The sequence below is a fragment of the Pseudonocardia sp. T1-2H genome, assembly GCF_038039215.1.
Taxonomy (GTDB): domain Bacteria; phylum Actinomycetota; class Actinomycetes; order Mycobacteriales; family Pseudonocardiaceae; genus Pseudonocardia.
Genome location: NZ_JBBPCL010000001.1, coordinates 3,678,573 through 3,701,549 on the forward strand (window position 1 = coordinate 3,678,573; position 22,977 = coordinate 3,701,549).

Sequence of the window (22,977 nt, forward strand, 5' to 3'; positions counted from 1 at the left end):
GAGCCGGCTGCGTGAGCCGCTCGAGCGGCGCAGAGTGGCGCTCGAGCCACTCGAGCGGCGGAAACCGCCCCACTCACGCGGCGGACGCACTCACCAGCGCCTCCGCCGCTGCGCGAGCCTGGGCCGCCGGCGCAGCCGTACCCAGGATCCCCGCGGCGACCATCGCCCCCTCCGCGAGCAGGAACACCTGCGGCGCGAGAGCCTCCGGCAGGCCCGCCTCGCGGACGAGCCCTGCGACGTAGTCCGCGAAGGCGCGCTTGTGCTCGCGGGCCAGCCCCGCCACGACGTCCGACGTCGCCCCCAGCTCGCCGTGGCCGTTGATCCAGGCGCAGCCGCGGAAGCCGGGTTCGCGGAACCAGGTCTCGAGCCAGTCGAACACCGCGAGGACGCGCTCCCGGGGGTCGTCGACCTGCTCCACGAACGCCGCGAGCCGGCCGCGCCACCGGACGTCACGCCGCTGCAGGTACGCCTCGACGAGCTGCTCCTTGGCCGGGTACAGCGAGTACAGCCGCTTGAGCGAGACGCCGGAACCGCCGCGGATGTCGTCCATGCCGACGGCCTGGATACCCCGGGCGTAGAAGAGGTCCTCGGCGGCGTCGAGCAGCCGGGTGCGGGCGGTGTCGGGATCGAGCGGGGCCATCCGGAGTCCGTACTTGCGAAGGAGAACTGACGTTCTCTAGCCTACGGGGAGAACGCCCGTTCTCATACTCGCGAGGAGTCCACCGATGGCCGACCGCCCGCCGCTCCCCCGTTCACGCTCGAGACGGCGCGACAGAAGGTGCAGGCCGCCGAGGACGCGTGGAACACCCGCGACCCCGAGAAGGTGGCGCTCGCCTACACCGAGGACTCCGTCTGGCGCAACCGCGACACCTTCGTGCAGGGCCGCGCCGAGATCGTCGCCCTGCTCAAGGCGAAGTGGGAGCGCGAGCTGGACTACGCGCTGCGCAAGGCCCTCTGGACGTTCGCGGACAACCGGATCGCCGTCCGGTTCCAGTACGAGAGCCACGACGCGGCCGGCATCTGGTACCGCAGCTACGGCAACGAGAACTGGGAGTTCGACTCCCACGGGCTGATGGTCCGGCGCGAGGCCAGCATCAACGACGTCGTCATCGACGAGTCCGAGCGCAGGATCTTCGGGCCGCGCCCCGAGTCGGAGCGCGGCCAGGAGATCCCCCTCCGGTAGGTCACGCGGGCGGTCCCGCGCCGCGCGCGCCGTCGGCGGAGCGGGTAGCGCCGGACGGCGCGCACGACGCCGCACGACGCCGCACGACGCGCCTCGCGCCACGTGGCGCGCATGCCGCGGAACGGCGCACGCCGGGCCCGCCCTCGGGGGCGGCTACGCCGCCGGGACCGGTTCCGGCGCGGGCGGCCCGACGTAGCGGGCGGCCGGCCGGATGATCCGCCGCTCGGTCGCCTGCTCCAGGACGTTGGCCGTCCAGCCGACGACCCGGCTCACCGCGAACGTGGGCGTGAACATCGAGCGCGGGATCCCGCAGAGCTCCATGACCACCCCCGCGTAGAACTCGACGTTCGCGTACAGCCGCCGCTCGGGCTTGAGCTCGGCGAGGATCTCGACGACCCGCCGCTCCACGGTCATCGCGAAGTCCGCCAGCTCGCCGCCCAGCTCCGCGGCGACCTCCCGCAGCATCAGCGAGCGCGGATCGTCCGTCCGGTAGACGGCGTGACCGAAGCCCATGATCCGGTCGTGGGCGAGGACCCTCGCGCGTACCCACTCGTCGATCCGGTCCGGCGTCCCGATCTCGTCCAGGCCGGCCAGGGCGCGGTCCGGGGCGCCGCCGTGCAGCGGTCCGGAGAACGCGCCGATCGCCGCCACCACCGCGGACACGACGTCCGCGCCGGTCGAGGCCACGACCCGGGAGGTGAACGTCGAGGCGTTGAACCCGTGGTCGATCGTCGCAACCAGGTACTTCTCCACCGCGGCGGCGTGCCGCGGCGGCGGGACCGAGCCCGTGACCATGAAGATCCAGTTCGCCGCCGCGGAGAGGTCGGCACGCGGCTCGAGCGGCTCCAGGCCGGACCGCAGCCGGTGCAGCGCCGCCAGGACGGTCGGCGTCACGGCGCAGACGAGGAGCGCGTTCTCGCGCCGGGTCGCGGCGTCGGCGTCCCACAGCGGCGGGACGTCCCGGGCGCTGCCGATCAGGGAGAGCGCGGTCCGCAGCGCCATCAACGGCTGGAGCCGCTCCCCCGCCGCGGCGATCGCCGGCAGCACCTCGCGCAGCTCGTCGGGCAGCACCCGCAGCGGTGCCACCTCGCCGGTGAAGCGCCTCGCCTCCGCCGGCGTGGGCAGGCGCCCCTCGACGAACAGGAACCAGACGTCCTCGAAGGTCCTACCGCGCGCGAGGTCGACCGCGGAGTACTGGCGGTAGTGGTAGAAGCCCTCGCTCCCTCGCACGTCCCCGATCTCGGTGGACGTGACGACGACGTTGCGGAGCCCGGGCGGGACGGTGATCGGACCGTCCGTGTCGGTCGTGAGAGTCATGCCGTGACTGTCGACCCGCCGATCAACTATTGTCAATATTGATCCAGTCAACATGGGAGGGCCGAGGACCATGGCCGGAGACACGTTCCTGACCACCGCGGAGGCCGCGAAGCGCCTCGACGTGAAGCCCGAGACGATCTACGCCTACGTCAGCCGCGGGCTGTTGACCAGCGTCCGGTCCGGGGCGCGGCGGGGCAGCCTCTTCGCGCAGGACGACGTCGACCGCCTCGCCGAGCGGGGCCGCGAGGGCCGCGCCCCCTCCGGGGCGATCGAGCGGATCCGCACCGCGATCACGCTGCTGGAGGACGACGAGCTGTACTACCGGGGCCGCCGGGTGACCGACCTGGCACGCACGGAGTCCTTCGAGTCCGTCGCGCACCTGCTCTGGACCGGGCGCCCGGAGCCACGGGCCTTCACCGCGCCGGCGGCGCTGGTGGACGTCGCGGGCACCGCGATCGCGGCCCTGCCGCCGTCGGCGGAGCTGACCGACCGGATCCGGGTGGCCGTCGCGGCCGTCGGCGCGGCCGATCCGCTGCGGTACGACCTCGCGCCGGACGCGGTGGTGCGAAGGGCGGAGTCGCTGCTCGCGATACTGGCGGAGTCGCTGTCCGGAGCCTCCGGCGGCAGCATCGCCGAGCGGCTCTGGCCCGCCCTCGCACGCCACCCCGAGCCGGGTCCCGGCGGCCCGGATCCCGACGACCAGGGCGGGGACGGTTCGGACGGCCGAGTGGGCCCGGCCGTCCTGGACCTGCTGCTCGTCCTCCTCGCGGACCACGACCTGGCGGTGTCGACCCTTGCCGCACGCGTCGCCGCGAGCGCCCGGGCGAACCCGTACGCGGTCGTCTCCGCCGGGCTCGGCGCCATCGACGGGCAGTACCACGGTGGCGCCAGCGCGATGGCCCACCGCTTCCTGGCGGACGCCCTCGACGATCCGGTGCGGGCGCTCTCGGACCGGTTGCGCACCGGCGTCCGGGTTCCCGGCTTCGGTCATCGCGTCTACCGCCACCACGACCCGCGGGCGGACCTGCTGTTCGCCGTGCTGCGGGACCGCGTTCCGGACGCTCCCGTCCTCGCCGCCGTGGACCGGGTGGTGGAGGGTCTCGCCGGGAGGCCCGGGCTGTTCGCCAACATCGATCTCGGGCTCGCGGCGCTCTCGCACGCCCTGGACCTGCGCCCGGATGTCGGCGAGGCCGTCTTCGCGATCGCGCGCACGGCCGGGTGGGTCGCGCACGCGCTCGAGGAGTACGACGAGCCGGGCCTGCGATTCCGCCCGGAGGGCGTCTACGTCGGCCCGCGCCCCTGACCGATCACCGCGACGTCGAGGTCCGGGTGCGCCGCGGCGGCGGCTCCCGGCGGCGGCAGGTGCAACAGCCCCAGCTCGGCCCGCCGAGCGCGGACGTCCGCGAGCAGCCGGCGCGCACGGCCCAGGAGGTGGGCGCCGGCGTCGGTGAGGTCGACGCCGCGGCGGTGCCGGACCAGCAGCCCGGTGCCGAGCTCGTGTTCCGGGCGCGCGAGCTGCGCCGCTGAGCGGAGGGTGGGTGAGGTGGAGCCGCGCGGCGACCCGGGTGAGGGGACCGCTCCTCCGCGACCGTCACGAAGTACCGGAGCTGCCGCAGGTCCCACATTCGAGAGTGAGCCTCATATCACCGATGAGTAGTGGACAGATGACAGAGCGTGCACAAGGGTGGTCGCGCAACCCCTTTTGGACGACGAACCCCGGAGGTCCGGTGGATCGCTTCACCTACGACGCCCTTCCCGGCCGGGTCGTCTTCGGCGCCGGCACCTCACGGACGGAACTGGCCCCCGAGCTGGCGAGGCTCGGTGCGCACCGGGTGCTCCTGGTGGCCAGCGGCTCCGCCGTGTCCCCGGCCCGGGAGCGCACGAAGGGCCTCCCGGTGGTCGGCGAGTTCACCGAGGTCCGTGAGCACGTCCCCGTCGCCGTCGCCGAGCGGGCCCGCGCGCGGGCCGTCGAGGTCCGCGCGGACGCCCTGCTGGCGTTCGGCGGCGGGTCGTCGGTCGGGACCGCCAAGGCGGTCGCGCTGACCACGGGCCTGCCGATCCTCTGTGTCCCGACGACGTACGCGGGCTCCGAGGTCACCCCGGTCTGGGGCATGACCGAGGGCCGCCGCAAGACCACCGGGCGCGACGAGCGCGTCCTGCCCCGCGCGATCGTCTACGACCCCGAGCTCACCTACGGGCTCCCGGTGCGGATCGCCTCGGCGAGCGGGCTGAACGCGATGGCCCACTGCGTCGAGGCGTTCTGGGCGCCCCGCGCCAACCCCGTCTCGACGGTCCTGGCCGAGGACGGGGTCCGGGCCCTCGCCGAGGGCCTGTCCCTGATCGTCGACGAGCCGTCCGCCGAGGCCCCCCGTGCCGACCTGCTCTACGGGGCGTACCTCGCGGGCGCCTCCCTCGCGGGCGCGGGCTCCGGTCTGCACCACGCGATCTGCCACGCCCTCGGGGGCGCCTACGACCTGCCGCACGCGCTGACGCACGCGACCGTCCTGCCGCACGTCGTCGCCTACACGCTGCCGTACGCGGCGGAGGCGGCGCGGCGCATGCGCCGCGCCCTCGACACCGACGACCCCGTGGGCGCCCTGCGTGCGCTCGCCACCCGGCTCGGCATCCCCGCCGGGCTACGCGAGCTGGGCCTGGCCGAGGACCAGCTCGAACCGATCGTCGAGAGGCTCGACGGACACCTCCCCCCGGGCCATCCCCGACCGACCGACCGTGACGCGCTCCGCGCCCTGCTGCACGACGCCTGGGCCGGCACCACCCCGAAGGAGACCGTGTGACCAGTACCGACAGCGAGCAGACGGCGAGAGAGCAGGCCGTCACCGACGAGGTCGTCGCCAGCTTCGCCGAGGCGAAGGACGACCGGTACCGCGAGGTGATGGAGAGCCTCGTCCGGCACCTGCACGCCTTCGCCCGGGACGTGCGGCTCACCCAGGAGGAGTGGGATGCGGCGATCGCGTTCCTGACCCGCGTCGGGCACCTGACCGACGACCGGCGGCAGGAGTTCATCCTGCTCTCGGACGTCCTGGGCCTGTCGATGCTGACGGTCGGGATGAACGCCCCACCGCAGCAGGACGCCACCGAGTCGACCGTGTTCGGCCCGTTCTTCGTCGACGGTGCCCCCGAGATCGAGCCCGGCGGGGACATCGCACAGGGCGCGCCCGGCATCCCGTGCTGGGTGTCCGGCAGCGTCCGGGCGACCGACGGGAGCCCGGTCCCCGGCGCCCGGATCGACGTCTGGGAGGCCGACGAGGACGGCTTCTACGACGTCCAGTACGAGGGGAACCGCACGCAGGGCCGCGGCTGGCTGCGCTCCGGCGCGGACGGCGGCTACCGCTTCTGGTCCGTCCGCCCCTCGCCGTACTCGATCCCCGCCGACGGCCCGGTCGGCGACCTGCTGGCCCGCGGCGGGCGCGGCCCGATGCGGCCGGCCCACCTGCACTTCATGGTCAGCGCGCCGGGCTTCCGGCGCCTGGTGACCCACATCTTCGTCGACGGCGACGAGTACCTGGACCGCGACGCGGTCTTCGGGGTGAAGGACTCCCTGGTGTACGCGTTCACGGAGCGGAACGGCGGGGCGGCGCCGGACGGCAGTGCCCGGGAGGGCGTGTGGAACGAGGTCTCGTTCGACATCGTGCTCGCCCCCGAGGAGGCCGCGTGAGCAGCTCGGCCGACGCCGCCGGCGGCGTGGACATCGAGACCGCCGGCTCCCTGACGACGGACGTCCTGGTGATCGGCAGCGGGCCGGCCGGCGGTGGTGCGGCGCTCGCCCTGGCGACCCTCGGCGTCGACCACCTGGTGATCACCAAGTACCGCTGGACCGCGAACACCCCGCGCGCCCACCTCACCAACCAGCGCACGGTCGAGATCTTCCGGGACCTCGGCATCTCCGACGACGTCCTCGCCCAGAGCACCCCGCACGCGCTCCTGGGCGACACGGTGTTCTGCACCAGCCTGGCGGGCGACGAGATCGGTCGCCTGCGGACCTTCGGTACCCACCCCGCACGCGTGGCGGACCACGCCCTCGCCAGCCCGTCGCCGCTCTGCGACATCCCGCAGACCCTGCTGGAGCCGATCGTGGTCGGGCACGCGGCGTCGAGGGGCAGCCGGTTCCGGTTCGACACCGAGTACCTCGGGCTCGAGCAGGACGCCGACGGCGTCACCGTCCGCTGCCGGGACCGGCTGACCGGCGCGGAATTCACGATCCGGGCGAAATACGTGATCGGCGCGGACGGCGGCCGGAGCCGGGTCGCCGCGGACCTCGGGCTGCCGTTCGAGGGCGAGATGGACACCGCCGGCAGCATGAACATCGTCTTCCACGCGGACCTCACGCACCTGGTCGAGCACCGGCCGAGCAACCTGTACTGGGTGCTGCAGCCCGGGTCGGACGTCGGCGGGATCGGCATGGGCGTGGTGCGGATGGTCCGGCCGTGGAACGAGTGGATGGCGATCTGGGGCTACGACATCACCGCCCCTCCCCCGGAGCTCGACGACGCCGAGGCCACCAAGATCGTCCACGAGCTGCTCGGCGACGCGTCGATCCCGGTGACGATCCGCTCGACCTCCCTGTGGGGCAACAACAAGATGTGGGCGACGCGGTACCGCAGCGGCCGCGTGTTCTGCGCCGGGGACGCCGTCCACCGGCACCCGCCGTCGAACGGGCTGGGCTCCAACACGTCGATCCAGGACTCGTACAACCTCGCCTGGAAGCTCGCGTACGTGCTGCGCGGCGCCGCGGGCGAAGGCCTGCTGGATTCCTACGACGCCGAGCGGGCACCCGTCGGGAAGCAGATCGTCCTGCGGGCCAACAAGTCGATCGAGCAGTTCGGGCCGATCTTCGAGGCGCTGGGCCTGTCGGACGGCGCCGAACCGGAGGTCATGCGGGCGCGGATCGACGCCCGGCTCGACGACACCCCGGAGGCCGCGGAGCAGCGGGCCAAGCTGCGCGACGCCCTGGAGCTCAAGAACTACGAGTTCAACACGCACGGGGTGGAGCTCGGGCAGCGCTACGCCTCCGGCGCGGTGGTGCCGGACGGAACGCCCGAACCCGAGTACACCCGGGATCCCGAGCTCTCATTACCACCCGACGACGTGGCCGGGCGCGCGGTTGCCGCACGTCTGGCTCGTCGAGCGGGAGTCCGGGCTGAAGGTGAGCACGCACGACGTCGTCGGCAAGGGGCGGTTCGCCCTGCTCACCGGGATCAGCGGCGGGGCCTGGGCGGACGCGGCGGCGAAGGTCGCGGACCAGATCGGGATCGAGATCGCCGCGCACGTGATCGGGCCGGGCCGCGAGCTGACCGACGCCTACGAGGACTGGGCACGGGCCCGGGAGGTCGCCGAGTCCGGCTGCGTGCTGGTGCGCCCGGACGGTCACGTCGCCTGGCGCTCGGCCTCGCTGACCGACGATCCGATGGCCGAGCTGAGCCGCGTGCTGACGACGGTCCTGAGCCTCTGAACGGCGGCCGGACGGGCGTCGCGGCTGGTCCGGACGGCCGAATCTGATCACACGCGTCGCGCGGGTGCGGGCCGGTCGCAGTAGTGTCCTGCGATCGGCTGCACCCGTCGGCCGAGTCTCGACGGACCGAGCAGCGTCGCCTTGTCCTGGCCTGGAGAGGACCGGATGGCCGAGTCGCGCGCGCGTGCCGTGCTCGTGGGTGCGGGACGGACCGCGCTCGCGCTGGTGTCGATCGGGGTCCTCGTCGTCACGGGGTACGCGTGGAACGCGTACCGCTCGATCTCCACCCAGCTCACGACGAGCACCGTGCTGGGCGGCACGCTCCCGCCGCCCGCCCCGTCCGGCGCCGCCCGGCAGGCGTTCACCGCCCTGCTCGTCGGGCTGGACAGCCGGACGGACGCCCAGGGCGACCCCCTGCCGGCCGACGTCCTCGCGCAGCTGCACGCGGGGGGCGATGACGGTCAGCTGCACACGGACACGATCATCCTGGTGCACGTCCCGGCCTCGGCGACGGAGCCCGTCGTCGCGGTGTCCTTCCCGCGGGACTCCTACGTCCCGATCTCCGACGGCAGCGGCCGACACAAGATCAATTCGGCCTTCGGGCGGGGGTACCGGGCCGCGGAGGCGCAGCTGCAGGCGCGGGGCGTCGGTGGCGCGGAGCTGGACCGGCGCGCCCGGGAGGCCGGGCGGCGCACGCTCGTCGACACCGTGGAGGCCGTCTCCGGCATCACCGTCGACCACTACGGCGAGATCAACCTGGCCGGGTTCGTCGAGCTGACGAACACCCTCGGCGGGATCCGGGTGTGCCTCAACGGCGCGGTCGACGACTCGGCGTACTCAGGGGTCGAGCTGCCGGCCGGCCCGCAGACGCTGCAGGGCGCCGGCGCGCTCGCGTTCGTGCGGCAGCGGCACGGGCTGGAGGACGGCGACCTGGACCGGATCACCCGCCAGCAGGCCTTCCTCGCGGGGCTCACCAACCAGCTGCTCTCGACGGGCACCCTCGGGGACCCCGTGCGGATGTCCGGCCTGATGTCCGTGGTCACCCGCTACGTGGTCGTCGACGCCGGGTGGAACCTCGACGCCGTCGTCGGGCAGCTCGGCTCCCTCGCCGGGACGGACGTGGTGTTCCGGACCGTCCCGACGATCCGGCCGGACCTGCAGACCCCGGTCGACGGGATTGCCGTCGAGGTCGACGACGCGCGGGTCCGCGGGTTCGTCGCGACGGTCCTGAACGGCGACCCGCGGGCCGGCGACGGGGAGTCGGCCGCGGCAGGCCCCGTCCGGGCCGGCGCCCCGGCGGGCGTGACCCCGACCCCGACGGCGGGGCCGGGTCCGTCCACGGCCGCTCCCCCGAGCAGCCGGCCGGTGATCGACGCCGGCGGCGTCACCTGCGTGGACTGACCGGCGCCCGTCAGGTCTCCGGGTCCGCCCTGCGCTCCAGGCTGGCGGCGCGCGCCCGGATCGCCTCCGCCGGCCAGCCCGCGACCTCGCGGAGCTGCTCCGCGACCGCCACCTCCACCGCGGCGTGCACCGCCGCGGGCGAGACGGACGGATCGACGTCACGGGCGGCGGCCAGCGTCCGCGCGGACAGGTACACAGTGATCATCGGCGCTCCACCTCCATCGGGGGAATACCCCTCCAACGCCTCGGGGCACCCCAGGCAGCGCCCCGGACGGGTGGCTGACCGTGAACGGTCCGCCTCCCGGGGTCGGCGGGACCCCGGAACCGTTCGCGGGCAGACTGACCCTGTGACCGAGTCCTTCCCGCGTCTGCAGGCCCGTACCCGGCGATTCACCCTCGGCGCCCCGCGCGGCGTCACGATCTCCCCGGACGGCGGCCGCGTGGTCTTCCTGCGCAGCCGCGGCGGCACGGATCCGGTGACGTGCCTGTGGACCTACGAGCTTCTCCTCCGGGGAGGAACGCCTGGTCGCGGACCCGCGTGAGCTCGACACCACGGCCGAGGAGGACCTGCCGGCCGAGGAGCGGGCCCGCCGCGAACGGGCCCGCGAGCAGGCCGGCGGCGTCGTCGGCTACGCGACGGACCGGGCCGTCACCAGCGCGTGCTTCGCCCTGTCCGGGCAGCTCTACCTGGCCGACTTCGCGGGCGGGCTGTCCCCCGGCTGATCGAGACGGACGGCGCGGTGATCGACCCGCGGCTGGACCCGTCCGGGGCGCGGATCGCGTTCGCCTCCGGCGGTGGGCTGCACGTGCACCTCGTCGCGGGCGGGACGACGGAGACGCTCGTCTCCCCGGACGGCGAGAACGTCACGTGGGGCCTCGCGGACTTCGCCGCCGCCGAGGAGATGAACCGGATGCGCGGGTACTGGTGGTCCCCGGACGGCGACGCGCTGGTGGCCGCGCGGGTCGACGAGTCCCCGGTGCGGCGCTGGCACATCGCGGACCCGGCGAACCCGGACCGCACGCCGACGGCTGTCGCCTACCCCGCGGCGGGGACGCCCAACGCGGCGGTCACCCTCGAGATCGTCCGGCTCGACGGGAAGCGCGTCCCCGTCACCTGGGACGTCGACGCGAACGAGTACCTCGCGGACGTCGTGTGGGACGCCCACGGGCTGATGATCGTCGTCCAGCCGCGGGACCAGAAGGCCCTGCGGACGCTCGCCGTGGACGTCGCGACCGGGGAGACCACCCCGCTGGACGAGCGCACGGACCCGATCTGGGTGGAGATCGTCCCCGGGGTGCCCGCGCGGACCGGCGACGGCACGCTCGTCCAGATCGACGACCGGGACGGCGCCCGCCGGCTCGTGGTCGGCGGGGGGCCGGTGACGCCGACCTCGCTGCAGGTCAGGAGCCTGCTCGACATCGACGACGACACGCTGCTCCTCACCGCGTCCGAGGCCCCGGAGACCATCGGGCTGTGGACCTGGTCGGCGTCGGCCGGCCTGACCCGCCTCTCCCCCGAGGGTGGCCTGCACTCCGGGAGGCTCACCGGCGGGACCCTGGTGCGGTCCTCCACCGATCTCGACTCGCCGTCGTCGATGACCGTGGTGGCCGACGGCGTCGAGCACGTGATCCCGTCGTTCGCCGCGGACCCCGGGCTGGCGCCGTCGGTGACGCTCCTTCGGGCGGGGCCGCGGGAGCTCAGCACCGCCGTGCTGCTGCCGTCCTGGTGGGCGCCCGGTACCCCACTGCCCGTGCTGATGGACCCGTACGGCGGGCCGCACGCCCAGCGCGTCCTCGCCGCCCGCAACGCGCACCTGACCAGCCAGTGGTTCGCGGACCAGGGGTTCGCGGTCGTCGTCGTCGACGGGCGGGGGACGCCGGGGCGCGGCCCCGAGTTCGAGCGCGCGGTGCACCTGGACCTGGCCCAGCCCGTGCTCGACGACCAGATCGACGCGCTGCGGGACGTCGCGACCCGCTACCCGGACCTCGACCTGGACCGGGTCGGCATCCGCGGCTGGTCCTTCGGCGGGTACCTCGCGGCACTCGCGGTGCTGCGCCGCCCGGACGTCTTCCACGCCGCGGTCGCGGGGGCGCCCGTCACGGACTGGAGGCTCTACGACACCCACTACACCGAGCGGTACCTCGGCCACCCGGACACCGAGCCCGCGGCGTACGAGCGCTCGTCGCTGTTCGGAGACGCCGCGGTGCCGCCGTCGGAGGACCGGCCCAACCGCGCGTTGATGCTGATCCACGGCCTGGCCGACGACAACGTGGTGGCCGCGCACACCCTCCGGCTCTCGTCGGCGCTGCTCGCCGCGGGGCGGGCGCACGAGGTGCTGCCGCTCTCCGGGGTCACACACATGACGCCGCAGGAGGTCGTGGCGGAGAACCTCCTGCTGCTGCAGGTGGAGTTCCTCCGCGAGGCGCTCGGGGTACCTGCTCCCCCGTCGTGATCACCGGGGCGATGAGCGGTCCGAGCGTCGCGTGGACGCGGTCGGAGGAGCCCTGAGGTGCCTCGCGGAACGATCAGGAGGGACGGCGGGACCGTCGCGTCACTCGTGCAGGAAATGGTGCGGCGGGCCGTCCCGGGGGTCCCGCTCGACCTCGTCGCCCGAGCCCCGTCGCTTCTCGTTCCCCAGGTCCGCGATCCCGATCCCGAGCGCGATCAGCGTGGTCGTCACCGCCACCCCGAGCGCGACGGCGATCGCGAGGTGGAAGTTCCGGCCGGTCCCCGCGAGCACCCCGAAGTAGACGCCGGCGACGATCGCCGTCCCGATCGCCGCGCCCACCCGCTGCCCGGTCTGCAGCGCGCCACCCGCGGAACCCGCCATCCGGACCGGCACGTTCCGCAGCGTCATCGTGATGTTCGGGGAGATGACGAACCCGCCGCCGATCCCCCCGAGGAGCAGGGCGGGGGCGACGGCGAACCCGGCCACCGACGGCGGGGAGAGCAGCAGGATGACGGCCGCCGCGGCGATGCCCGTCGCGACCGCCGAGAGGCCGAACACGGTCAGCCTGCGGCCGTAGCGCTCCACCAGCCGGCCGGCGACGACGGCCGAGACCGCGGAGCCGACGGCGAACGAGGTCACCGAGAGGCCGGACTGCAGCGGCGTGTAACCGAGTCCGCCCTGGTAGAACTGCGCGAACACGATCCAGACGCCGCTGAAGCCGGTGAAGTAGACGAGCCCGAGGAGCGCGCCGGGGGCGTACCCGGGGGTCCGGGTGAGCAGTCGCAGGTCGAGCAGCGGCTCCTTCTCCCGGCGCAGCTCGCGACGTTCCCACAGGACGAACACGACGCCGAGCACCACACCGATCGGGAAGAGCCAGGACAGCCGGGACAGCCCGCCGGACTCGGCCTGCACCAGCGGTAGCAGCAGGGCGAGGACCGCCCCGCCGAGCAGCCCGACGCCCACCCAGTCGATGTGCCCGCGGGGCCGGTCCGAGCTCAGCTTCGGCAGCAGGCGCGCGGCCAGGACCAGCGCGAGCACCCCGATCGGGACGTTGACGTAGAAGATCCAGCGCCAGCCGTCCGGTTCGCCGAACAGCGCCAGCAGCGCCCCGCCGACGATCGGGCCGGCCGCCGTCGAGATGCCGACCGTCGCGCCGAAGAGGCCGAACGCGCGGCCCCGCTCCGCCCCCCGGAACAGGCTCTGGATCAGCGCCGAGTTCTGCGGCGCGAGCGCGCCCGCGGCCAGGCCCTGCGCGAGCCGCGCGACGATCAGCCACGTGATGCTCGGCGCCGCCCCGGCCAGCGCACTGAACCCGACGAACGCCGTCAGGGCGATCAGGAACATCCGCCGCCGGCCGAGCGCGTCGCCGAGCCGGCCCGCGGGCACGAGCGCGAGCCCGAAGGTCAGGGCGTAGCCCGAGACCACCCACTGCGCGCCCGCCGCGCCGGTCCCCAGGCCCTGCTGGATCGACGGCAGCGCGACGGACACGATGCTGACGTCGAGCAGGGACATGAAGCCCGCGGTCAGGGTGACGCTCAGGGCGCGCCAGCGGCGCGGGTCCGGGGTGTCGTCGTCGGACGAGCCGCCGGTCGACGACCGGACGGGGGCCGTGCTCACGGAGTCGGGCTCGGGAGAGGACGTCTCACGGTGGAAAACGTACCCCGGTCCGGCGGGGCTCGCCGTCCGGACTCAGCCCGCCCAGACCGGGTCGCCGACCCGCACCGCGCCTCCGGTCGTCACGTCCGCGTAGGCGCCCGCGCAGGCCCACGTCCCCATGCCCGGGATGGTCCGACGGTTCATCCGGGCGATGGTGCGCAGCGTGTCCCGGTCCTCCGCGAAGCCCTCCTGGGCGAGCGTCGTCATGACGCAGCGCATGGTCGGCATGGTCACGATGATCCGCGCGTCGCCGACGGCAAGGGTGTCCCCGACCCACTCGTCCTCGACGAACCCGGGTCCGCCGGGGGGATCCAGCAGCAGGTTGGGCCGGTAGCGGCGGGGGTCGAAGACGGAGCCCGGCGCGGCCTCGGACAGCGCGCCGAGCGTGGCGGTCGTCATCAGGTGCAGGACCGCGAGGTCCAGGAACGACTCCCCGGGTGCCAGCCCGGCCGTCCCGATCCGGCTGACGGCCTCGCCCTCCTCGCTGTGCTCGACGGTCGTGTCGTCGATGAACTTCTGCGGCGCGAGGCCTTCGATGTCCGGCCACTGCTCCTCGAACTCGGCCCCCACGGCGGGGTCCGACGACAGCGTGACGGACCGGCCGAGCAGCGCGGACAACGCCTCGTCGAGGCCGGGCTCGTCGCTGCGCAGGGTCCGGCCGTCCGGCAGCGTGACGGCGACGGGCGCCGGCGGCCCGTCGAGCCGCGGCTCGGCGAGGAACGCGGCGCGGCAGCCGAGCAGCGCGCCCCACTTGCGCGGGTACTTGGCGCTGGCCACCGTTCCGTCGGCGGTGTCCACGACCGCGTAGGTCCGGTCCCCGAGCGCCCCGCCGGGTGTCAGGTGCAGCAACTCCACCTGCTCCCCCTGCATCGACTTGACGGGGTAGCGGTGCAGCGCGGAGACGGTCGCCAGTGCCATGGGTCCGGTATAGAGGATCTTCCGATTCTCGCGCCACCGCCGATCGGAGTGGCCCGGGTGTCTGGCACGCTTGGCTGCCGGCCGCCGCTCGGCGGTCGGACGCCAACGGAGAGGAGCCCACGTGGCCCCGCAGAAGCCCGAGGTCGACCCGATCGACGGGCCCGTGCCCACCGACCTCGAGATCACCGACATCACCGTCGGCGACGGCCCCGAAGCCACCGCCGGCAATCGCGTCGCCGTGCACTACGTCGGGGTCGCGCACTCCACCGGCGAGGAGTTCGACGCCTCCTACAACCGCGGTCAGCCGCTGCAGTTCGGCCTCGGCGCCGGCCAGGTCATCCAGGGCTGGGACCAGGGCGTCCAGGGCATGAAGGTCGGCGGCCGCCGCCGTCTCGTCATCCCGCCGCACCTGGGCTACGGGGACCGCGGCGCCGGTGGCGCGATCAAGCCGGGCGAGACCCTGATCTTCGTGGTGGACCTGCTCCAGGTCGGCTGACCGGCGTCATGACCCGCCTGCTGCTGATGTCCGACACCCATGTCCCGGTGCGGGCGAAGGACCTGCCCGCACCCCTGTGGGAGGCGGTCGACGCAGCCGACGTCGTCGTGCACGCCGGGGACTGGATGGCGGTCGAACTGCTCGACGCACTCCGGGCCCGGGCGGCACGGCTCGTCGCGGTCTGGGGCAACAACGACGGCGACGCGCTGCGCGCCCGGCTCCCGGAGGTCGCGTACGCCGAGATCGACGGCGTGCGGCTCGCCGTCACGCACGAGACCGGCGCCGCGCAGGGCCGGGAGAAGCGCTGCGCGGCCCGCTTCCCGGACGTCGACGTGCTCGTGTTCGGGCACAGCCACATCCCGTGGGACTCCACTGCGGAGAACGGGTTGCGGCTGCTCAATCCGGGTTCACCGACGGACCGGCGCCGGCAACCGACGCACACCTGGATGACGGCCGAGATCCGCGACGGCGCACTCGCCGACGTCGTCCTGCACCCTCTCGAAGGCTGATCCACGACGAGCGCTGCCGCACGACGACGCCCGGCCTCCCCGAGGAGGCCGGGCGTCGTCGTGCGGCAGTTAGTGGGCAGCTAGTGGGTCGGACGCGGGGCCGAGTGCGCCGCGTCGTCCCGGGCCTGCTCCTCGTCCACGCGGCGGTCGTGCTCCTCGATCGCCCGGGCCTCCGCGGCGTCGTGCGCGACCGGCGGGCCCTGCATCCCGCCGTGCGCGTCGGCCAGGGCCGGGTTGCGGCGCACCGCGACCAGGCTGACCACCGTGGTGATCGCCAGGACCCCGACGATGACCGCCAGCGAGAGCCCGATGCTGACCTCGGGGACCGGGATCGGCCGGCCGCCGTTGAGGAACGGCAGCTCGTTCTCGTGCAGCGCGTGCAGCACCAGCTTCACGCCGATGAACGCGAGGATCACGGCCAGGCCGTAGGACAGGTAGATCAGCTTCGTCAACAGGCCGCCGAGCAGGAAGTACAGCTGGCGCAGGCCCATCAGTGCGAACGCGTTGGCCGTGAACACCAGGTAGGACTCCTGGGTGAGGCCGAAGATCGCCGGGATCGAGTCCAGCGCGAACAGCAGGTCGGTGAGGCCGATCGCGATCATCACGATGAGCATCGGGGTGACCCAGCGCTTGCCGTCGAGCTTCACGGTGGTCTTGGAGCCGTGGTACTCGTCGGTGACCGGGAGGATCTTCCGGACGGCCTTGACGATCCGCGGTTCCTTCCACTCCTCGTCCCCGCCGCCCATGCCCTGGCGGACCATGTTGACGGCGGTGTAGAGGAGGAACGCGGCGAAGATGAAGAAGACCCAGGCGAACTGCTCGATCGCCGCCGCGCCGACCGCGATGAAGATGCCGCGCATGACCAGCGCGATCACGATGCCGACGAGCAGCACGCGGTGCTGGTGGATGGGCGGTACCGCGAACGACGACATGATGATCACGAAGACGAAGAGGTTGTCCACCGAGAGCGAGTACTCGGTGATGTACCCGGCGAAGAACTCACCGGCGTACTGTCCGCCCGCGAAGAACCAAATCCCGAGGCCGAAGAGCACAGCGAGGGCGACGTAGAAGAGCACCCAGCGGGTGGCTTCCTTGATCGTCACCGCATGCGGCTTGTGGTCGACGAGGAACAGGTCGGCCAGGATGATGGCGACCAGGCCGCCGATCGTGGCGAACCACAACCATACGGGGACGTTCATGAAAACCTCCGGGAGTCTCGGGCAGCGAGCAGCGGCCCGAGGTCTCTCCCACCGGTTCACGTGACGCGAGCCGATCGATGGCGCCGGGGTCCGGTCCCGCGGGGCGGGTCCGTCACCGTGCTGACGACGCCACCGCCAACGGGATACTCCCCTGCGGTGCACGCCCAGTCTCCCCTGCCGGTCCGCACGAGGCCAGCCGGGGTGAGCGAACACACCGGGCGTATCCCCCGAACGTGGCGGAACCGGGCGCCGCGGCGCGAGGTGCGAGGATCACCACATGGTCATCGAGATCGCCGACTTCACGGTCCGCCCCGGAACCGAGGACGAGTTCGCCTCCGCGTACCGGGAGGCCAGGCCACTGCTCGCCGCGACGCCCGGATTCCTGGGCGCCCGCATGACGCGCGGGATCGAGTCCCCGAGCAGGTTCGTGCTGCTCGTGGAGTGGGAGAGCGTCGAGGCGCACACGGACGGCTTCCGCAACTCGGACCGCTACCCGCGCTGGCGGGAGCTGATCGGGCCGTTCTTCGCGGGGGACCCGCACGTCGAGCACGCGGTCGAGGTGCCCGCGGGCGACTGAGAACCGGCTGAGGGCGGACGCGCGCCGTGGCCGGATGCTCCAATACCGTCGTCGCGTGGCCCGCCTCCGCCGGCCGACGTGCCTGCGTGCGCTCGGCCCACCCCTGCTCGCCCTCGTGCTCGTCGCGTGCTCGTTCCTCGTCGCTCCCGGGACGGCGCTGGCCGCCGATGCGGGCTCCGTGACCACGGCCGAGCAGACGATCGAGGTGCGCGGCGGCCCCGGCGTCCCGGCGCCGGTCGGCCTGGACACCACGCTCTACCTGCCCGCGACGACCCCCGCCCCGGCGGTGCTCCTCGCGCACGGTTTCGGGGGGAGCAAGGCCTCCGTCGACGCCGACGCCCGCGAGCTCGCCGGGCGCGGGTATGTCGCCCTGACCTGGTCCGCGCGTGGGTTCGGGAAGAGTGGCGGGCAGATCGCCCTGGACTCTCCGGACTACGAGGTCGCGGACGCGCAGCAGCTCGTCGACTGGCTGGCCACACGCCCCGAGGTGCAGCAGGACGGCCCCGGGGACCCGCGGGTCGGTGTGACCGGCGCCTCCTACGGCGGCGCTCTCTCCCTGCTGCTCGCGGGCTACGACCGCCGGGTCGACGCCCTGGCCCCCGTGATCACCTGGAACGACCTGTCCCAGGCGCTGTTCCCGGCCGCGGGCAGCGCCACCGACCAGCCCGTCGACACCCCCGCGCGCGGCACGTTCGGCGCGGACGGGGTGTTCAAGCGGGGTTGGGCGGGCGTGTTCTTCTCCTCGGGCTCGAGTGGGGGGTCGGGCGGGGGCGACACCGACGGCGGGACGCCCTCCGCCGACGCGAGTGGTTCCAGCACCGGCACTCCGGCCGCCTCGCCGGCACGGGGGGCGGAGCCGGAGTCCCCGCCGCCGCGGCCGCCCAGGCCGGCGCGCCGCTGAACTGCGGGAAGTTCACCGCCCAGGTCTGCGCCGCCTACACCGAGGCCGCCACCACCGGCCGGCTCTCCCCCGCCACCGCGAACCTGCTGCGCCGCTCGTCGCCGGTCAGCGTGACGGACCGGATCACCCAGCCCACCCTGCTCGTGCAGGGCGAGCGGGACACCCTCTTCGGCCTGGACCAGGCGGACGCCAACGCCCGGCAGATCGCCGCGGCCGGGGGCACGGTCAAGGTCAGCTGGTACTCGGGCGGCCACGACGGCGGCGCCCCGGACCAGGCGGTCCGGGACCAGATCGGTGCGTGGTTCGACCGGTACCTGCGCGGGGACACCGGCACGGTCGACCCGGACTCCGTCACCAACACGGAGACGACGTTCACCTACGACATCGAGAGCGGCGTCCGGGCCGGGCGCAACACCTCGACCGGGCGGACGGTCGTCGCGGGCGCCTACCCGGGCCTGCCCGGGGCCCCGGCCGTCGCCACGCAGGCGCTGCCGTTGCAGGGCGAGCCGCAGGTCGTCGTGAACCCGGCAGGCGGGAACCCGTCGGCGATCACGTCGTTGCCGGGCCTGGGCGGGTCGCTCGGCAACCTCGCCGGCCAGCTGTCGTCGTTCACCTCCGACCTGCCCGGCCAGTCCGCGTCGTTCCCGGCCGCTCCGCTGGACCAGCAGGTCGTGGTGGCCGGCGCCCCGCGCGTCGACCTCACGGTCTCCCGGGTGCCCGGCCAGCCGGCGGGCGACGAGGCGGTCCTCTTCGCGCGGACCTACGAGGTCGGCCCGGACGGGCTGCGGCAGCTGCTGGGCAGCGCGGTCGCGCCGATCCGGGTGCCGGTCCCGGCCGACGGCTCGCCCGCGCGGGTCTCGGTGACGCTGCCGGGCGTCGTCGCGCCGATCGAGGCCGGCAACCGGCTCGTCGTCTCCGTCGCGACCACGGACCAGGGTTTCACCACCCCGGCCGAGCCCGCCGTGTGGCAGGTCGGCCTGGCCGACGGTTCCCAGCTCGACATCCCGGTCGTGCCGGGCCGCTCGGTGACCGCGAACACGGTCCCGTTCGCGCCCTTGATCGGGATCGGCGTGGTGCTGCTGCTCGGCCTCGTCGCCTGGGTCGGCGCGCGGATCCGGCGGCGCCGGGCGGACGTCCCGAGCGCCGGCGCCGGGAACGCCCCGCCGCTGGAGATCACCGGCCTCGCGAAGACCTACAAGGGCGGGTTCAGCGCGGTCAAGGACGTGTCGTTCACGGTGCAGCCCGGCCAGGTGCTCGGGCTGCTCGGCCCGAACGGCGCCGGCAAGACGACCGTGCTGCGCATGCTCATGGGTCTCATCCGGCCGACCGCGGGCACCATCCGGGCGTTCGGCGAGCCCGTCGGGCCCGGTGCCCCGGTGCTGGCCCGGATCGGCGCGTTCGTCGAAGGGCCCGGGTTCCTGCCGCACCTCTCCGGCGCGGACAACCTGCGGCTCTACTGGGCGGCCACCGGTCGTCCGGTGGCGGAGGCGCACTTCGACGACGCCCTGGAGATCGCCGGGCTCGGCGCGTCCGTCGAGCGGCGGGTCGGCACGTACTCCCAGGGCATGCGACAGCGGCTCGCGATCGCCCAGGCGATGCTCGGCCTGCCGGAGCTGATGGTGCTCGACGAACCCACGAACGGGCTCGACCCGCCCCAGATCCACGCGATGCGCGAGGTCCTGCGCCGCTACGCCGCCGGCGGCCGGACCGTGCTGGTCTCCAGCCACCTGCTGGCGGAGGTCGAGCAGACGTGCGACCACGTCGTCGTCATGCACCAGGGCAGGGTCGTGGCGGACGGGACGGTCGAGGAGATCATCGCCGGGGGCGGGGCCGCGACGTTCGGGGTCGACGAGCCGGACAGGGCCGCCGAGGTGCTCGGCGCGCTCGCCGGGGTGCGCGAGGTCGCCGTCGAGGGCCGGTCGGTGCACGCGGAGCTCAACGGCACCCCGCGGGCGTCGGCGGTGCAGGCGCTGGTCAGCGCGGGGGTCTCGGTGGAGTCCGCCGGCCCACGGCGCCGGCTCGAGGACGCGTTCCTGCAGCTGGTCGGAGAGACAGTGGACACGAAGGACGGCACGCCATGACCGATTCACCGTCCACGAGGAAGGGACACGTCGGGTCGTTGGCGGCCGACGGGTCCGTCCGGGCGCCGTACCGCCCCGGCCACACGCTGCCGCTGCGCGTCGAGCTGGTCCGCCAGCTCAAGCGCCGCCGCACCCAGGTGGCGTTCGGGCTGGTCGCGCTGCTGCCGATCATCCTGTGGATCGCGTTCCAGCTCAGCAGCGACGACTCCCCCGGGACCTCGCTGAACCTCGTCGACCTCGCGAAGGGCAGCGGCACGAACTTCGCCGTCTTCGCGCTCTTCGCCTCGGCGGGGTTCCTGCTGGTGGTGGTCGTGGCCCTGTTCTTCGGGGACACGGTGGCCTCCGAGGCGTCCTGGTCGTCGCTGCGCTACCTGCTCGCGGCGCCCGTGCCGCGGGCCCGGTTGCTGCGGCAGAAGGCGATCGTCGCGGGCTTCCTGTCGCTCGCGGCGCTGCTCCTGCTGCCGATCGTGGCCCTGATCGTCGGGACGCTCGCCTACGGCACCGGAGACCTGGTCAGCCCGACCGGCGAGTCCCTGACGTACGGGGCCGCCGCCGGCCGGGTGCTGCTGGCGGGCATCTACGTGGCGCTGAGCCTGCTGTGGGTGGCGGCGCTGGGCCTGCTGCTCTCGGTGGTCACGGACGCGCCGCTGGGCGCGGTCGGCGGCGCGGTGATGGCGTCGATCGTCTCGCAGATCCTGGACCAGATCACCGCCCTGGAGGACCTGCGGAACTACCTCCCGACGCACTACGCCACGGCGTGGTCGGACCTCCTCGCCACCCAGATCGACTGGGGCGACATGACCAGCGGCGTCTTCTCCTCCGTGGCGTTCGCCGCGATCTTCTTCGCGGCGGCCGCCTTCCGCTTCCAGCGCAAGGACGTCACCAGCTGACCCACCCGCCGGGTCACACCATCACGATGCCTCCGTCGATCATCACCGCCTGGCCGGTCATGTAGTCCGCGTCGCGGCCGGCCAGGTAGCTGACGAAGCCGGCCACGTCCTCCGGGGTCTGGACCCGTCCCAGCGCGATCAGCTGGGAGTACTGCTCCAGGGTCTCGCCCTTGGCTTTGCCGTTGTAGGCGGACATCCGCTCGTCGATCAGGTCCCACATGTCCGTGCCGACGATACCGGGGCAGTACGCGTTGACCGTGATCCGGTGCTTCGCGAGCTCCTTCGCCGCCGCCTGGGTGAGGGCGCGGACCGCGAACTTCGTGGCCGAGTAGTGGCCGAGGAAGTCGAAGCCCGAGTGCCCCGCGATCGACGACGCGTTGATGATCTTGCCGCCGGTGCCCTGCTCGATCATGCGCTCCGCGGCGGCCTGCAGCCCGTAGAGGACGCCGTACACGTTGACGGCGAAGATCGCCTCGAGGTCCTCGGGCGTCACCTCGAGCAGTGTCTTGACCTGGGCGATCCCGGCGTTGTTGACCATGACGTCCACGCTGCCGAGCTCGCCGGCCACCTCGTCGACCATGGTGAACACCGCGGCGCGGTCCGTGACGTCGCACGCCAGCGCCGTGCTCGTCCCTCCGGCCTCGGCGATCTCCGCGGCGACCGCCTCCGCCCCCGCCTTGTTCACGTCGACGACCGCGACGGCGTGCCCGTCCTTCGCCAGCCGGAGCGCGATGCCCCGGCCGATCCCGCGGCCGCCGCCCGTCACGATCGCGGTGCTCATGCCAGGACCTCCTTCGGGGAGACGAGGATCTTCACGTTCTCCTCCTTGTTGTCGATCAGCTCGCGGAACCCGCCGGACACCAGGGCGTCGAGCCCGATCCGGCCGGTGATGAACTGCTCGGCGTCGACCTTCCCGTCCTGCAGCAGCGCGATGACGTCCGGGTGGTCGCCGCAGTACGCGAGCGACCCGATGAGGTTGACCTCGCCCATGACCAGGTCGTTCACGGCGACGGACGGCACGTGGCCCCAGATCGCGACGTTGCAGACGGTGCCGCCGGGGCGCACGGACCCGATCGCCGAGGCCAGCACCGCGTCGATCCCTGCGCACTCGAACGCGACGTCCACGCCCACGCCGTTCGTCAGGTCGCGGATCGCCTGCGGGGCGTCGTCGGTCGTCGGGTCGAGGACGACGTCCGCGCCGGCCCCCGACGCCTTCGCCTTCCGGGCGGCCGCCGGCTCGACGACGATCACCTTCGCCGCCCCCGCCGCGCGCAACGCCGCGGCCGTCACCAGCCCGATCGGCCCGGCCCCGAACACCGCCGCGGTGCCGCCCTCGCGGATCCCGGACAGCCGGACCGCGTGGTACCCGACGGCCAGCGGCTCGACGAGCGCACCGAGGTCCGTCGGCAGGTCACCGAGCGGGTGGATCCAGCGCCGGTCGACGACGCAGCGCTCCGCGAACCCGCCCTGGTCCCCGGCCAGGCCGACGAAGCCGAGGCTGCGGCAGATGTTGTAGCGGCCGGCCTCGCAGGCCGGGCACTTGCCGCACACCCAGTAGGGCTCGACGGCGACCCGGTCCCCCTCGGAGATCCCGGTGACACCCGAGCCCACCGCCGAGACGACCCCGGCGAACTCGTGGCCCAGCACGACGGGCATCTCGACGCCGGTGAGCGGGTGCGGCGCACCCTTCGGCGGGATGAAGATCGGGCCTTCGAGGAACTCGTGCAGGTCGGTGCCGCAGATGCCGCACCAGTCGACCGAGACCTCGACCTGGCCGGGCTGGACCTGGGGGTCCGGCACGTCGTCGATGCGGATGTCGCCGGGACCGTGGAACCGCGCTGCTCTCATCAGACCTCCTGGGACGGCGTGACTCCGGCGTCACGCGATCCTCAGTCCAACCCCCGGCGCGCGGCGGCGCCAGGGTTGCAG

General features: G+C 73.6%; 19 protein-coding genes and 3 pseudogenes. 14 read left to right on the top strand and 8 right to left on the bottom strand.

Annotation, left to right across the window (positions count from 1 at the left end; translation table 11 throughout):
• Positions 1-73 precede the first annotated feature (73 nt).
• Positions 74-640, bottom strand: a complete 567-nt coding sequence (locus tag WBK50_RS18150; RefSeq protein ID WP_341336754.1) for a TetR/AcrR family transcriptional regulator — start codon at positions 638-640, stop codon at positions 74-76.
• Between the two features lie 138 nt (positions 641-778).
• Here WBK50_RS18150 and WBK50_RS18155 point away from each other — a divergent pair, with 138 nt between their 5' ends.
• Entirely contained in the window at positions 779-1,183 is a 405-nt protein-coding gene (locus tag WBK50_RS18155) for a nuclear transport factor 2 family protein (RefSeq protein WP_445942272.1), read from the top strand.
• 153 nt (positions 1,184-1,336) lie between these two features.
• Here the strand turns inward: WBK50_RS18155 and WBK50_RS18160 are convergent, their stop codons facing one another.
• Positions 1,337-2,500 carry a citrate/2-methylcitrate synthase gene (locus tag WBK50_RS18160; RefSeq protein ID WP_341336755.1) on the bottom strand — a complete coding sequence of 388 codons (1,164 nt, stop codon included), beginning with the start codon at positions 2,498-2,500 and terminating at the stop codon, positions 1,337-1,339.
• Between the two features lie 70 nt (positions 2,501-2,570).
• On the opposite strand from WBK50_RS18160, the gene WBK50_RS18165 reads away from it, so the two are divergent.
• The 7 genes and pseudogenes from WBK50_RS18165 (at position 2,571) to WBK50_RS18195 (ending at position 9,371) form a co-directional block, all read left to right on the top strand.
• Positions 2,571-3,803 carry a citrate synthase gene (locus WBK50_RS18165; RefSeq protein ID WP_341336756.1) on the top strand — a complete coding sequence of 411 codons (1,233 nt, stop codon included), beginning with the start codon at positions 2,571-2,573 and terminating at the stop codon, positions 3,801-3,803.
• Between the two features lie 59 nt (positions 3,804-3,862).
• Positions 3,863-4,027 (top strand): hypothetical protein, encoded by a 165-nt coding sequence (locus WBK50_RS18170; RefSeq protein ID WP_341336757.1) that lies wholly within the window; start codon positions 3,863-3,865, stop codon positions 4,025-4,027.
• Positions 4,028-4,227: 200 nt separating this feature from the next.
• Complete coding sequence (locus WBK50_RS18175; protein ID WP_341336758.1) at positions 4,228-5,295, top strand: maleylacetate reductase; 1,068 nt, start codon at positions 4,228-4,230, stop codon at positions 5,293-5,295.
• On the top strand, positions 5,292-6,176 hold the full coding sequence (locus tag WBK50_RS18180; RefSeq protein WP_341336759.1) for an intradiol ring-cleavage dioxygenase: 885 nt from the start codon (positions 5,292-5,294) through the stop codon (positions 6,174-6,176). The genes WBK50_RS18175 and WBK50_RS18180 overlap by 4 nt, the downstream gene beginning before the upstream one ends.
• 68 nt (positions 6,177-6,244) lie before the next feature.
• A pseudogene (locus tag WBK50_RS18185) lies at positions 6,245-7,258 on the top strand (FAD-dependent monooxygenase); the annotation flags it as partial.
• Between the two features lie 406 nt (positions 7,259-7,664).
• Positions 7,665-7,970 carry an aromatic-ring hydroxylase C-terminal domain-containing protein gene (locus tag WBK50_RS18190; protein WP_341339430.1) on the top strand — a complete coding sequence of 102 codons (306 nt, stop codon included), beginning with the start codon at positions 7,665-7,667 and terminating at the stop codon, positions 7,968-7,970.
• A gap of 165 nt (positions 7,971-8,135) precedes the next feature.
• Positions 8,136-9,371 carry an LCP family protein gene (locus WBK50_RS18195; protein WP_341336760.1) on the top strand — a complete coding sequence of 412 codons (1,236 nt, stop codon included), beginning with the start codon at positions 8,136-8,138 and terminating at the stop codon, positions 9,369-9,371.
• Between the two features lie 10 nt (positions 9,372-9,381).
• On the opposite strand, the gene WBK50_RS18200 is transcribed toward WBK50_RS18195, so the two are convergent.
• Positions 9,382-9,576 carry a hypothetical protein gene (locus WBK50_RS18200; protein ID WP_341336761.1) on the bottom strand — a complete coding sequence of 65 codons (195 nt, stop codon included), beginning with the start codon at positions 9,574-9,576 and terminating at the stop codon, positions 9,382-9,384.
• A gap of 142 nt (positions 9,577-9,718) precedes the next feature.
• Here WBK50_RS18200 and WBK50_RS18205 point away from each other — a divergent pair.
• Positions 9,719-11,824: pseudogene (locus WBK50_RS18205) on the top strand (prolyl oligopeptidase family serine peptidase).
• 99 nt (positions 11,825-11,923) lie between these two features.
• On the opposite strand, the gene WBK50_RS18210 reads toward WBK50_RS18205, so the two are convergent.
• Both WBK50_RS18210 and WBK50_RS18215 read right to left on the bottom strand, forming a co-directional pair.
• Complete coding sequence (locus tag WBK50_RS18210) at positions 11,924-13,333, bottom strand: MFS transporter (protein WP_341339431.1); 1,410 nt, start codon at positions 13,331-13,333, stop codon at positions 11,924-11,926.
• Between the two features lie 177 nt (positions 13,334-13,510).
• Entirely contained in the window at positions 13,511-14,395 is an 885-nt protein-coding gene (locus tag WBK50_RS18215; RefSeq protein WP_341336762.1) for an MOSC domain-containing protein, read from the bottom strand.
• A gap of 121 nt (positions 14,396-14,516) precedes the next feature.
• On the opposite strand from WBK50_RS18215, the gene WBK50_RS18220 reads away from it, so the two are divergent.
• Complete coding sequence (locus WBK50_RS18220; RefSeq protein ID WP_341336763.1) at positions 14,517-14,891, top strand: FKBP-type peptidyl-prolyl cis-trans isomerase; 375 nt, start codon at positions 14,517-14,519, stop codon at positions 14,889-14,891.
• An 8-nt stretch (positions 14,892-14,899) separates the two neighbouring features.
• Positions 14,900-15,400 carry a metallophosphoesterase family protein gene (locus WBK50_RS18225; protein ID WP_341336764.1) on the top strand — a complete coding sequence of 167 codons (501 nt, stop codon included), beginning with the start codon at positions 14,900-14,902 and terminating at the stop codon, positions 15,398-15,400.
• An 80-nt stretch (positions 15,401-15,480) separates the two neighbouring features.
• Here the strand turns inward: WBK50_RS18225 and WBK50_RS18230 are convergent, their stop codons facing one another.
• Positions 15,481-16,599: a TerC family protein gene (locus WBK50_RS18230; RefSeq protein WP_341336765.1), complete on the bottom strand. Its 1,119-nt coding sequence runs from the start codon at positions 16,597-16,599 to the stop codon at positions 15,481-15,483.
• A gap of 277 nt (positions 16,600-16,876) precedes the next feature.
• On the opposite strand from WBK50_RS18230, the gene WBK50_RS18235 reads away from it, so the two are divergent.
• The 3 genes and pseudogenes from WBK50_RS18235 (at position 16,877) to WBK50_RS18250 (ending at position 21,048) form a co-directional block, all read left to right on the top strand.
• Positions 16,877-17,176, top strand: coding sequence for an antibiotic biosynthesis monooxygenase family protein (locus tag WBK50_RS18235; RefSeq protein ID WP_341336766.1), 300 nt, complete (start codon positions 16,877-16,879; stop codon positions 17,174-17,176).
• A gap of 34 nt (positions 17,177-17,210) precedes the next feature.
• Positions 17,211-20,158, top strand: a pseudogene (locus tag WBK50_RS18245) (alpha/beta fold hydrolase).
• Positions 20,155-21,048 (top strand): ABC transporter permease, encoded by an 894-nt coding sequence (locus WBK50_RS18250; protein WP_341336768.1) that lies wholly within the window; start codon positions 20,155-20,157, stop codon positions 21,046-21,048. The pseudogene WBK50_RS18245 and the gene WBK50_RS18250 overlap by 4 nt, the downstream one beginning before the upstream one ends.
• A gap of 13 nt (positions 21,049-21,061) precedes the next feature.
• On the opposite strand, the gene WBK50_RS18255 is transcribed toward WBK50_RS18250, so the two are convergent.
• Both WBK50_RS18255 and WBK50_RS18260 read right to left on the bottom strand, forming a co-directional pair.
• Positions 21,062-21,829, bottom strand: a complete 768-nt coding sequence (locus tag WBK50_RS18255) for an acetoin reductase (protein WP_341336769.1) — start codon at positions 21,827-21,829, stop codon at positions 21,062-21,064.
• Positions 21,826-22,896, bottom strand: a complete 1,071-nt coding sequence (locus WBK50_RS18260; RefSeq protein WP_341336770.1) for a 2,3-butanediol dehydrogenase — start codon at positions 22,894-22,896, stop codon at positions 21,826-21,828. The genes WBK50_RS18255 and WBK50_RS18260 overlap by 4 nt, the downstream gene beginning before the upstream one ends.
• Positions 22,897-22,977: the final 81 nt, after the last annotated feature.